This is a genomic window from Owariibacterium komagatae, from assembly GCF_045865535.1.
Classification (GTDB): Bacteria; Bacillota; Clostridia; order Oscillospirales; family Ruminococcaceae; genus Ruthenibacterium; species Ruthenibacterium komagatae.
Genome location: NZ_AP031406.1, coordinates 1,595,866 through 1,608,700, shown reverse-complemented (window position 1 = coordinate 1,608,700; position 12,835 = coordinate 1,595,866). Strand labels below are relative to the sequence as shown.

The following is a 12,835-nucleotide window of genomic DNA, read 5'->3' as shown; positions in this document are numbered from 1 at the left end:
ACTGAGCCGCTTTTTATATTTGTTTGCATCATATTTATATTTAATGTATGGGAACTGCATATTTGAAAGTGCAAAAGAATATTTTGCGCTCATAATTTTACCAAAAAAAGGAACCGGTTCCTCTTTTTGGTAAAACAGCGTTGCTTTTCATAACAGTATGATCATTTTTCTTTGCATAAATGGACCCAAGGATGGAGGTGGAAGCCGAAGCGTTTGAAGATTTGCATCAAAACGGTGTTCACACAGAAAGGAAAGAGAGGCGTTAAGAGTTGGATAATCATGTAATTTCTCCTGCCGAAAAGAAACAGTCTTTACAGCGTCAAATGGGTTTGTTGGGCGTCATTGCAATGGGAGTTGGAAATACCATTGGTTCTGGTCTGTTCTTTATTCCGCAGAACCTTGCTGCGGCAAGCACGCCTTTGGCGTCTCTGATTGCATTTGTAGTGTCTGCATTTGGCTGTATCATCGTCGCGTTTAGTTTTGCGAATCTTTCGCAAAAAATGCCGTTGAGCGGCGGCACCATTGTGTACGTGAAAAAGGCCGAAGGGAGTTTTGCGGCGTTCTTGGTAGGTTGGTACAACTGGTTTGCGGGCCCCAGCTCCATCGCGGGTCTGGTAGTCGGCATGGTGGCTTACCTGGGCGTATTTTTCCCGGTTCTGCTGGTCAATAATGTGGCGGCGCTGATTGTGTGCCTGATCCTTTATTGGTTCATCGTTCTCATCAACATTCGTGGTGTCAAGAGCGCCAGTGCGTTCAATATCATTACCACCGTGGTAAAGGTCATCCCCATCATTCTGTTCGTGCTGATTGCGGCGACCAAATTCGATTTTGCCAATTTGACCACCGTGAATCCTGCTATGGTGCAAGACGGCGCAAGTCAGTTTGCCACCATTCCCGCTGGACTTGCCGTCACCATGTGGTGTTTCATGGGCTTTGACACCATCGCACAATCTGCAGGTGTTGTCAAAGATCCGGAGAAAAACATCAAACGTGGTACCATTTTGTCCATCCTGTTTGTTACGATTGTCTATGTGCTGGTCATCTTTATAGCGTATGGGGTCATGGATCAGGAAATGCTGGCTGGCACAAGTGCTCCCTTCTCCGAAATTCTTCAGTATTGCACGGGAAGCAATGTGTGGAGCTATGTCATGTCGATCTTCATTATGTTCTCCATTTACGGTTGCGCAAGCGGCACCCTGCTTGCTGCGGCGCAGTTCTCTTACGGTATGGGCGAACAGAAGATTTTCCCGCCGATCTTTGCAAAACTGCATCCCAAATACAACACCCCCATCACTGCGCTCATCATTGAAGGAATCTTCGGCAGCCTGCTGATCATTGCCAACTATACGAAAGGCCTGGCAGGCGCCTATCTGTTCATCATCCTGGTCTCGACCATGTCGACCATCATTTGCTTCATTGCTACGGTGCTTTCGGATATCATGTTACTGCGGGATATGGGCGGCAAGGTCACTCCTTGGCGTTACATCAAAAAATGTGCGCTTCCGCTGCTTGCGTTCGTATACCTTCTGTATGCCATTTATGGAACGGGCTATGAATCCGTCATGTGGGGCTTCCTGTTCCTGCTGCTTGGATTGCCGGTATACGCGTACATGCGTTATAAATATCCCCAGTCGATTGTGAAATCGGGAGAAGCTGCAGCAGACGAAGACGTGCACTGATCTTTTTAACCTTTGACTTGTGCGCGGCGCATGCCGCCGTGCACAAGTTAATCCATTGCATTCCCAAAACCTTGTGCGGAAAGGAGCCTTGAAATGAACACGAAAATTGTAGAAGCACTCAAAGTGATTGAAATCCCCTATGGAGATATTGGCTGGGGATTGGACGTCAACAACAAAGAGGCGGGAATTCAATCCGACCTGCAATATTGGACGGAGCCGCGGGAACTGCACGACTACCATTTGTGTGGAATTTATCATACGGCGGATGTTCCTGTCACAATTAATGAAATTCAATATGCGCCGAAAGACGGCGAGCGCGTGTATGAAACACTGTCGAGAAGCGTTTCCGACGCGGTGTGCACGGGGTTGCTGGAGGGGAAAAGCGTTCTCCTGACCGGCGGCTATTGCATGTACGGCGTGCCGGTGGCCGGAGGAATTCAGAGAGCCTTTGGACCTGAGACAAAAGTGGGTATTATATACCTGGACGCACATGGTGACATCAATACGCCCGAGAGCACCAATTCCGGAATGTTGGGCGGCATGCCTTTGGCCACTGTGTTGGGGCTGTGCTTTGAAGATTGGCGCCGGTTTGTGGGAATTGAGGTCCCCTATCGCGACACGGATGTGCTGCTCAGCGACGCACGGGATGTCGACCAGGGAGAACTCGCCAATCTGAGCCGCTTGGGTGTAAAAGTGCTGGATACCCAGGCCTTTTGCGATGCAGATCAATGGAAGGCCGCGGTGGAAGAGCTGGCAAAGCGTGTGGATGTGCTTTATCTGCATGTGGACGCGGACATTCTGGATGGACGGTATGTTCCAGATCATTTTACCATTGAAATGGGCGGTCCCGATATCAATACCGTGCTGAGAAACATCAAAACAGTGATGGACACCGGCAAAGTGGCGGTGTACAATCTGAACTCCATCTATTTCAACACTGGCGAGGAAAAAGAAGGGCGCGAAGTGAGCACATTGAGCGGCCTGAAGCTGATTGCGGCTGGCCTTGGAAATTGGAAAAAATGCCCGAGCCTGGGCTGATTTTTCTTGCGTTTCTGCGCTGTGCCTCTGCGAAAGTCCCTATGGCATACAAAGTATACAAAAACTTGTTCGCATTTTAGGTTAGAAAAACAATTTACACCGGCCGAAAAGCTTCGTATAATAGGCCGTGTGGAACCGGTTCACTAAAACGGTTCCGCAAAAATGCAGAGAAAAATGGACATAGAGCAAAAACATTGCCTATATGAAAGAAAACCAACGCGAAACGTAAAGAAATTTGGGTCATTTGTTTGCTTCCTCCGCATTGGTAAGCGCGTAAAGGCGGTTTTTTTGCATGGTACCGGTTCTATAAATGGATCAAAATAATTCAAGGAAAAGAGGATTGAACATGGGAAAAAAACCATATGAAGTTGCTGTTATCGTAAAAGCTTTGAACTCCGACTTTTGGCAGACAATGTTGAACGGCGCCAAAAAAGCGGCCAAAGAGCACCCGGAACTTCTGAAAGTGACGACCTACGGCCCGCCCGAGGAGAGCGACATTGCTCTTCAGGTGGAAATTCTGGAGCGCGTGGTGGAGAGCGAACCGGACGGCATCGCGATTGCTTCCACCAGCAATGACCTGACCATTCCCGCCATCGACGCGGCCATGAAAAAGGGAATCCCAGTTGTCACAATGGACAACCGAATCCGTTCGGACAACTTTGTTTCTTTCCTTGCCACGGACAGCGTCAATGCTGCCGCCTCCGCTGCGGACGCCATGCTCGGCGATTGGAAGAAGGCTGGAATTTCTCCCGAGGGAAAGAAATTCGTGGTCATCAATTCTTCCCGCGAGTCGAAGGTGGACCAGGACCGTGACCGCGGCTTCATGGAGCGCATGAAGGCGCTGGTTCCCTCGATGACGATGCTGGATGTGCAGTATGTGGAAAATGATCCCGTATTGACGGCCAAGGTCACCAAGACGCTGATCGAGGAGAACCCGGATCTGATCGGAATCTTTGCGGACAACGATATGACGGGCGTGGGAATCTCCAGGGGAATTGCCAATGCGGGCGCCGCCGGCCGTGTGATGGCATATGCCTTTGATGCGAACGAAGAGGAAATTCGTGCGGTCAAAGACGGCGTGCTCACGGGCATGGTTGTTCAGGATCCCATGGGAATCGGCTACAAGAGCGCGATGTTCCTGACACAGGTGCTGGAAGGCGGCACGGTGCCCAAGGATGTCGACACGGGTGCCACCATCGTCACAAAGGACAACATCGACGATCCGACCGTACATAAGCTCCTCTACCCCAACGAGTGATGGCTTTTTCAAAATTTGACGGATGTTGCAGAGAGGAGAGGCGGTACATATGATTTACAAGCAGGTAGAAAAAATCAAGGAACCAATTTCCGCAATAGGAATTGGCTGTTGGAATTTTGGTGGCGACTGGGATTGCTCCGACGACAGCAATACTGAAAAAATTGTGCTGAGCGCCATCGACCATGGCATTAACTTTTTCGACATTGCGCCTGTGTACGGATTTTCTCATTCAGAGACCGTGCTGGGTTCGATTTTGAAAAAACATGGTTTGCGCAACAAGGTGCTGATTGCCAGCAAGTGCGGACTGCGCTGGGGAGAAGACCGCGTGACGCGCAACGATTTGAGCAAAGAGAGTATCCTGTGGGAGATTGACCAGAGCCTGACGCGCCTGCAGACGGACCACGTGGACATCTATCAGCTCCACTGGCCCGACCACAATACGCCGATCGAGGAAACGGTCGAGGTGCTGAAACAACTGCAGGCAGCCGGAAAGATCCGCTATGTGGGCCTGACCAACTTTTCACAGAAGGACGCCGAGCATTTTGAATCGCTGATGGAGATTCATTCTCAGCAGTCGCTCTACAATATGCTGGAGCGCAATACGGACAGCTACCACCATATTCCGTTGGAATATAAGACGGAAAAGGAAGTGCTGCCGCATGTGAAAGCCCACGGCCAGGCGTTCATGCCTTACAGCCCCATGTTCCAGGGCCTTTTGAGCGGCAAATTCAAAAAGGATTTGAATTTTTCGGACAGGGACATTCGCAATCAAAATCCGAAATTTTCGCCGCCGCTGTTTGAACGTTATTACAAAGCGGCATGCAGCCTGAATGATTTGGCCAAAAAGATCGGCCATCCGCTGAACGAAATCTCCCTGAACTGGCTGCGTCAGAAACCAGAGGTTACTTCCATCATTGCCGGAGCTGGTACGCCAGAAGAGCTGACGGAAAATCTCCATTGTCTGACCTGGGACTTGACGGAGGAAATGTTCGCGGAGATCGAGACAATCATCGCACCCTTTGAAAATATATAAAGGAAAGATGTCTATGGCGGTATATTTGATGGCGCACGATTTGGGAACCACTGGAAACAAAGCAACACTGTTTTCGGTAGATGGTACATTGGTTGCGCATACGGTGTATCCCTATCCTACGCGCTATTTCAACAGCACTTGGGCAGAACAGGATCCCCGGAATTGGTGGAAGGCCGTATGCGAAACCAGTCGTCGCCTTTTGGAGCAGGTTCCTGCGGGCGACATCGCCGCGGTTGCCTTCAGCGGCCAGATGATGGGATGCGTTTGCCTGGGCAAACACGGAGAGCTGCTGAGAGACGGCATCATCTGGGCGGATCAGAGAGCGGTACAGCAGGCGCAAAATCTGGAAAAAGACATTTCCCAACAGGAGTTTTACCGGATTACAGGGCATCGCATCAGCGCTTCTTACAGCCTAGAAAAATTGATGTGGGTGAAAGATCACGAGCCCGATGTCTTTTCCAAGTTGGGAAAATGCCTCAATCCAAAAGACTATGTCGTCTATCAGCTCACAGGCGAACTTGCCACGGATTATTCGGATGCGTCCGGCACCAATGCCTTTGATCTGAACAGAATGTGCTGGTCGACGGACATTCTTCGTCTTGCCGGTGTAGATGAAAAATTTTTCCCCGAAGTCTTTCCGTCTACGCACATTGCGGGCAGAGTGACGGAACGCGCCGCCGCCCAATGCGGGCTGTTGGCCGGTACGCCGGTCATCCTTGGTGGTGGTGACGGAGTTTGCGCCGCAGTGGGCGCGGGCTCCGTCAAAGAAAACAGCGCGTATGCTTATCTGGGATCTTCCTCCTGGATTGCCTATTCTTCCCACCAGCCGGTGTACGATCCGCAGATGCGCACCTTTAACTGGGCGCACATTGTACCGGGCTATTTTGCCCCGACCGGCACCATGCAGGCGGCGGGCAATTCGCTTTCTTTCATGAAAAACAACCTTTGCAAAGATTTGATCGAGGCAGTCTGTCAGACGGGCGGAGATGTCTACGAGGCCATGGATCGTGAAATCGAGATGTCGTCGTGCGGTGCCGGTGGGCTTTTGTATCTGCCCTATCTGCTGGGCGAGCGCAGTCCACGCTGGTCTCCGGAAGCACGCGCCGCCTTCATCGGCTTGAAAATGGAACATCAGCGCAAAGACCTGCTGCGGGCGACCGTGGAGGGCATTGCCATGAATCTGGAAATTATCTTCAAGGTGTTCCGCCAGCACGCCGACATTGAAAACATCCATCTGATTGGCGGCCTTGCAAAGGGGAAAATCGTGGCGCAAATTCTCACGGACGTTCTGGGATGCAACACGATGCGGATGAATTATCTGGAGGAAGCAACTTCCATTGGCGCGGCAGTGACGGCCGGCGTCGGTATTGGTGCGCTGAAAAATTTTGAGAGTGTTGAACATTTTGTGCAGGCGCAGGAGGTGCTGTCGCCCCAGCCCGAGGCTCAAAGACAATACGAGAAACTGAAACCGATTTTCGACGAGGCCTATTTTGCATTGCAATCGGTTTACCGTCAGTTGGCGTCTTTGCAATAAAAAGGGGTTCGCGGGTATTTTTCGAGAGCGCTGCCCCGCAACGGAGAGGGAAAATCGGCAGATGCACTGCCGGGCCGCTTGCGGGTGCACGGAAAAATCCAAACGGAGATGTGCGCGAAAAGCTCTTCGGGTTGCACACGAGGCGATTGCGCGCGCCGGTCGGCTGAAGGACGCATCGGCCGTGCGAAAATGAATTATCCGGGTCGGAGATAAAAAACGAGAGGAGTAATGAAAATGTTTAAAACGGGCATCATCAATCCACAAATCAATTATCATCTTTCCTGCCTGGCTCACCAGGACAGCGTGATGATCAGCGATGCGGCCATGGAATTACCGGCTTATTTGAACCGGGTGGATCTCGCCTATACGCCGGGAATTCCCGAGATCACCTCTGTGGTGAAAGGGATCTTGAAGGAATGCATCGTGGAGAAAGCCTATATGGCAAATGAGATGAAGGAGTATTCTCCCGAGCTGTTTGCCATTTACAGCGAAATCTTTGCTAAGGAAGACATTCCTGTGGAGTGCATCCCCCACACCGAATTCTGCAAACTGGCCGATAAAGTGTCGGTGGCAATCCGGACGGGTGAATTCCATTATCATTATTCTTCGGTCATCCTTGTAAGCGGTTGTCCGTATTGAGAAAGGAGTTTTATTATGCTGAAAAATGGTATTTTGAATCCGCAGGTCAACTGTGCGCTGTCCAAAATGACGCATTTGGACACCATGCTTGTGTCCGATGCCGCAATGCCACTGCCCCAGAACGCCGAGCGCATTGACCTGGCGTTTACGCTGGGAATTCCTCCTCTGGTGCCCGTGGTGGAAGGAATTTTGGAAGAATGCATCATCGAGAAAGTATACATGGCCAATGAGATGAAACAGTATTCACCGGATCTGTTTGCGGAGTACGAAAAACTGTTCGCGGCGCGCCAGATTCCCATTGAATGCATTCCCCACGCCAAAATGCTGGAAATGACCGCGGAGTGCAAAGCGGCGATCCGCACGGGTGAAAACAGATATCATTATTCTTCTGTATTGCTGGTTTGTGGCTGTCCGTACTAAAGAAAAGAGAGCCTGCGCGCCTCTTGGGCGCGCAGGCATGTGAGAACGGGAAGGGAAATGTATGAGCAGTGTCATTGCGGGCTGCCGCACATTCGCAAAATTCCCAATGGGAAGAGCGCATGTATGATGATTTTACAGGAGGAGCGCAAAAAATGAGTGTAAAAAACAAATTTGCCGCAGAGATCGGCGGAACATTTACTGATATTATTTTGTTTCAGGAAGAAAACGGAAAAACGCAACTGAAGACATTGAAGGTGGCCTCCACGCCTTCACGACCGGAAGAAGCGGTGATTGAAGGGGCGGACAAACTTTTAAAAGATTGGTCCAATATGTCAGAGATGCTGCACGGTTCTACCGTGGCGACGAACGCGGTACTGGAGCGCAAAGGCGTGCCCACGGCTCTGCTGGTGACCGAAGGTTTCTCGGATACGCTTGAGATTCTCCGGGGCGATAAAACCAATATCTACGATCTGTTTTACCAGCGGCCCGAACCGGTGGTGCCGAGAAACCTGGTGTACGCCGTACACGAAAGAATGAACGCGGATGGACAAGTGCTGATCCCCCTGGAAGAAGCAGAGCTGCGGACCATCGCCGGCCAATTGAGGGAGCAGGGCGTAAAGTCGATCGGCATTTGCTTTTTGCACAGCTATGCGAACGCACAGCACGAAATGTTGGCAAAGAAAATTCTGGAAGAGGAGATTCCGGACGGCATCGTGACGGCCTCTTATGAAATTCTGCCCCAGTTCCGCGAATATGAGCGCACAAGCACCGTGGCCATCACGGCTTACATCGCGCCCGTCATGGTTCGTTACATCGAAAGCCTGTACCGGCAGTTGCAGGAGCGCGATTTCAAGGGAGAGATCTTCATTACGCAGTCCAATGGCGGAGTGATCCCCATGGATGCTCTCCGAAAAGAAGTGGCGCGCACACTGCTTTCCGGCCCTGCTGCCGGCGTCACCGGCGCAGTGTTTATGTCCAAACAGGTTGGAATTGAGGATATTATTACGCTGGATATCGGCGGAACAAGCGCCGACGTCTGCCTCATCAACAAGGGCAATCCCCTGGTGTCCACCACCAACAAAATTGATGGAAACGCCATAGCAGTTCCGATGCTCGACATTGTGACAGTGGGCGCCGGTGGCGGTTCCATTGCCTGGATTGACAGCGGCGGAATGCTTCAGGTGGGACCGCAGAGCGCCGGTGCGGACCCCGGCCCCGCGTGCTATTGCCGCGGCGGCACAAAACCGACTCTTTCGGATGCGTTGGCCTATCGCGGCCTGCTGCGCCCCGACCACTTTGCAGGCGGCAACTACAAGTTGGATCCGGAACTGAGCAAAAAGGTCATCGGCGAAATCGCACAGAAAATGAACGTCACATCGGATGAGATGGCAGAGGCCATCTGCCGCGTGATGGAGGCGAATACCATGCAGGCGGTGCGCCTGGCATCCACCGAGCGCGGTTACGACGCCCGCAATTACACCATGGTGGCATTTGGCGGAGCCGGTGCGTTGATGGCGGCGACCATCGCCGATGAGCTGGGCATGAAACGGGTGCTGGTGCCGCGCTACGCGGGACTGCTCTCCTCGTTCGGCCTGCTGGTGGCGGACATCATCCGCGACTATGTGCAGACAAAAGTGTCTCTGTGCGTGGAAACCAGCGCGGAGGATTTGGCCTCCCAGTTTGGCAAGATGCGTGAAAAAGCCGAAGAGGATATGTGCAATTACGGGTTCCGCAAGGAGAGCCTGAAATTCCAGTACGCAGTGGATGCGCGCTATCAGGGACAGGCGTTTGAGCTTCAGATGGACTTCGATCATATTCCCACCGACAGCGAAGAGATCACGCAGGTTTTCCACGAGACACACCACAAACGGTATGGATTCAACTCGCCGCAGAATCTGGTGGAAATCGTCAACTATCGTTTGAAATGCACCGTTCCGCAAAACAACGATTTGCTCAGCGGGATGAAGTACGAACCCATTCCTGGACAGTCGGGAAGCAGCGTTCAGAAAGTGTTGATGGGCGGCCAGTGGCGTGATTGCCATTTTTACACTTGGAATGGACTTCCGGTGGATTCGGTGCTCAGCGGACCGGCTGTAATCGAAGATGAAACTTCCACGTGTGTGGTACCCTTGGGCTGGATTGCAAAATTGCAGCACAATGGAAGCATCATTTTGGAAAAGGAGGAAAACTAACATGGCAAAGGACGTTGCGTTGTTCAATATTCTCACCAACAATTTGATGTCGGTCGCACGTGAGATGAGCGCGGATTTCCTGCGCAGCGCCTATTCCGTGGTGATTCGTGAGGCTGCGGACTGCTCCACCTTCTTGGCGGACGCAAAGGGGCGTATCCTGGCGCAGCCGCAGGACCAGCCGCTGCATATGAACTCAGTCAGCCGTGCGCTCACCGGGGCGCTGAGCAAAGTGGATGTGACAAACCTCACAGAGGACAATGCCATCATACTCAACGATCCCTACAGCGGTGGACAGCACCAGTCGGACATCTACATCTTTTCTCCCATTGTTCACAATGGAAAATTGGTCGCCTTTGCTGGCACCACCGGCCATCATGCGGACTTGGGACATTCGGCAGGCTTCAATCTCCACGCGAAAGACATTTTTGAAGAGCGATTCCGCTTTTGCCCAATGGTCTTTTCGGTCAGCCATGACTGGAACGGGGGAATTTTGGAGCAGGTGTTGCGTTCCAATTTGCGAATTCCCAGAGATACCATCGGCGACATCAATGCACAGCTTGTGGCAAATGAAACCGGTCGCCGGAGAGTGCATGCCCTCATAGATCGTTACGGGTACGACACGTTTATGGAGATCTGCGAGGAGTTTCTCGATTATGCGGAAAAGGTCATGCGTGCCGCGTTGGAAGAGATTCCGGACGGTGTGTATTACGGCGAATGCATGGCGGACGATGACGGTGTTCACGACGAGGCGCTGGTGATCAAGGTGAAAGTCACTGTAGAGGGAAGCGAGGTCTATGTGGACTTCACCGGCACCTGCCCGCAGGTGACCACAGCCATCAACTGTCCGTTTTCGTCCACGGTCTCGGCCACCTACACGGTATTGAAGATGATCATGACCGATCCGTCTTTCCCCATCAACGATGGTTCTTATCGCCCGGTGCACATTTATGCGCCCAAGGGGTGCTTGCTCAACCCGAAGGAATTCGCGCCGGTAGAAGGGCGAAACGTCATCATTATGCGCGTGTTCCAGGCGGTGTTGAAAGCGTTTGAAAAAGTCCTTCCCGAGCGTGTGCCGGCTCAGGGTTACGACCAGCGAACCGAAGTCAACCTTCAGTGGTCCGGTGACGAAAAGAAAGGCTTCGTGGCCATCAGCGATCAGTTGGGAGGCGGGTATGGCGCCAGCATTCGCAACGATGGCGCGGATCAACTGGATGACCCCCTGGGCAACTGCACCAACTCCCCGGTGGAAAGCCTGGAAATCGAGCAGAAATACTTCCGGGTGACACGGTATGAGCTACGCTGCGACAGCGGCGGCGCGGGCCGGCATCGCGGAGGCCTGGGCGCCTATCGCGAATACGAAATTCTGGAAGACAATGTCAATATGACCGTGTATTCAGACCGCTTTAAGTATCCTGCCAAAGGCGTGGCGGGCGGCCTGGACGGTTCCACTGCCTATATTAAATTGTATCATCCGGACGGAACCAAGGAAAATCTGCCGTCCAAGGGCAGCCGTGTGCTCAACCGCGGCGATAAAATGCTCGTGGCAGTGGGCGGTGGCGCCGGTTACGGCAATCCGTTGGAGCGCCCGGTGGCAGAGATTGAGCGTGATATCCGCCGTAAAAAGGTTTCTTTGGAAAAGGCAAAAGAATTGTATGGTTATCAAGGAAAAGCATAAGAAACGAGGAAGCATCAATTTTTCTGTAAGCAGCTAATGAAACCATAATTTTGACGACAAAAGCCGGTTGCTGGCATGCCAGCAACCGGCTTACAGTTAGTATGTTTTGGCGAAACGAATTTCTCGCAAAGCCACGGAGAGCAAAAAGTTTTCGCTTGTTTTAAGTATTGAGACTATCAGAAAGATCACAAGAGTGACTTTCTCATGCGAAAGGACTGATTTGGTGTGTTAGATGCCTGTTTATTTGAGATGGGGTGAATGACGTCCAGTGCAGATTTTTCAAAGACTCTGGAGAGGCACACCAGTACGAATGCCCTTCTACGATTTGCTCAAGCCCCTGCTTAGCCAAGGACCCTGTCTCATGATTTGTTCTATTATAACCACCGGAGTATAATAGCCTCATGTAGCTAAACAAAATTGCCCCACGTCTAAAAATTCACTGTATTAAAAATGTGTCGAATACTTTTCAGTGAGAAGGTAGTGAAAAGCGGTTATGGCTTAATATGCCGCATAGATCGAACTTGTGGTATCTCAACTTGTGCGGTAGAAATTGTAGAATAGAACAGTCGTTCTGGACTTCTGGAAAGCAGTGAGAATAGACGGCGTGTGCTGCGAGTTTATTCGACTTTATAACACATTATGGAGATATAATCGAAAGAGGTTTTACTGTGTTTAACATCATCCATCATATAGCGATTATTGTTTCAGATATTCACACAGCAAAAAAGTTTTATGTAACAAAACTTGGTTTCCCGATTATCAGGGAGAATTACCGTGCTGAACGCGGTGATTGGAAACTAGATTTAAGGATTAATGCCACAACAGAGCTTGAGATTTTCGCGGTGAAGAATCCCCCTGAACGGGTGAGCCGACCGGAAGCATGTGGCTTGCGTCATCTGGCATTCACAGTGGAGTCGGTGGATAATATGGTCAAAGAGCTTAAACAGCGTGAAATTGAATGTGAGCCGGTACGACTGGATACCTTCACGGGAAAAAAGATGACATTTTTTACCGATCCCGATGGACTACCCATTGAAATCCACGAGTAGCAAGACCCGTTTAGAATCTACAGTGGTGGACAGCGCCTACAAAACGTTCTGGATCTGCAAAGGAATTTTCGAGAGCGGCCGTGTTCTGTCCACCTATCATACTCATCTCAACAATTTTGAAAGTATTTCTCATTCAACGAAAAAAGTTGCTGACATTGTCAACAAGGCGATTAAAGTGATTAAGAAATAGCATTTCTTCCCCCAAATATATATTTGAAAAGTGCAAGATGATCTGCGTTGATCCAGAGGGTTATGAAGGTGAGACCCAAATCGTACTGTCACTTGCAAATATGGAAGTTTTCCTTATTGGAGAGGGAT

10 protein-coding genes are annotated in these 12,835 nt (G+C 51.0%); all 10 read left to right on the top strand.

Features of this window, described 5'->3' with window-relative positions:
• The first annotated feature begins 269 nt into the window (after positions 1-269).
• Positions 270-1,679 carry an APC family permease gene (locus ACKTS9_RS07895; RefSeq protein ID WP_407880008.1) on the top strand — a complete coding sequence of 470 codons (1,410 nt, stop codon included), beginning with the start codon at positions 270-272 and terminating at the stop codon, positions 1,677-1,679.
• Positions 1,680-1,772: 93 nt separating this feature from the next.
• A complete protein-coding gene (locus ACKTS9_RS07890; RefSeq protein ID WP_407880006.1) occupies positions 1,773-2,717 on the top strand; it encodes an arginase family protein in 945 nt (314 codons plus the stop codon).
• Between the two features lie 346 nt (positions 2,718-3,063).
• Positions 3,064-3,975: a substrate-binding domain-containing protein gene (locus tag ACKTS9_RS07885; protein WP_349217056.1), complete on the top strand. Its 912-nt coding sequence runs from the start codon at positions 3,064-3,066 to the stop codon at positions 3,973-3,975.
• A gap of 49 nt (positions 3,976-4,024) precedes the next feature.
• On the top strand, positions 4,025-5,008 hold the full coding sequence (locus ACKTS9_RS07880; RefSeq protein ID WP_349217057.1) for an aldo/keto reductase: 984 nt from the start codon (positions 4,025-4,027) through the stop codon (positions 5,006-5,008).
• 13 nt (positions 5,009-5,021) lie between these two features.
• A complete protein-coding gene (gene xylB / locus ACKTS9_RS07875; RefSeq protein ID WP_407880004.1) occupies positions 5,022-6,542 on the top strand; it encodes a xylulokinase in 1,521 nt (506 codons plus the stop codon).
• Positions 6,543-6,776: 234 nt separating this feature from the next.
• Positions 6,777-7,181 (top strand): D-ribose pyranase, encoded by a 405-nt coding sequence (rbsD, locus tag ACKTS9_RS07870; RefSeq protein ID WP_407880002.1) that lies wholly within the window; start codon positions 6,777-6,779, stop codon positions 7,179-7,181.
• Between the two features lie 15 nt (positions 7,182-7,196).
• The gene (gene rbsD, locus ACKTS9_RS07865) at positions 7,197-7,601 is read left to right on the top strand and encodes a D-ribose pyranase (RefSeq protein ID WP_349217063.1); all 405 of its coding nucleotides are present in this window, start codon (positions 7,197-7,199) and stop codon (positions 7,599-7,601) included.
• A 152-nt stretch (positions 7,602-7,753) separates the two neighbouring features.
• A complete protein-coding gene (locus ACKTS9_RS07860; protein ID WP_349217064.1) occupies positions 7,754-9,793 on the top strand; it encodes a hydantoinase/oxoprolinase family protein in 2,040 nt (679 codons plus the stop codon).
• A 1-nt stretch (position 9,794) separates the two neighbouring features.
• Complete coding sequence (locus ACKTS9_RS07855) at positions 9,795-11,468, top strand: hydantoinase B/oxoprolinase family protein (RefSeq protein ID WP_349217065.1); 1,674 nt, start codon at positions 9,795-9,797, stop codon at positions 11,466-11,468.
• A 668-nt stretch (positions 11,469-12,136) separates the two neighbouring features.
• Entirely contained in the window at positions 12,137-12,517 is a 381-nt protein-coding gene (locus tag ACKTS9_RS07850) for a VOC family protein (RefSeq protein WP_349217066.1), read from the top strand.
• Positions 12,518-12,835 lie beyond the last annotated feature (318 nt).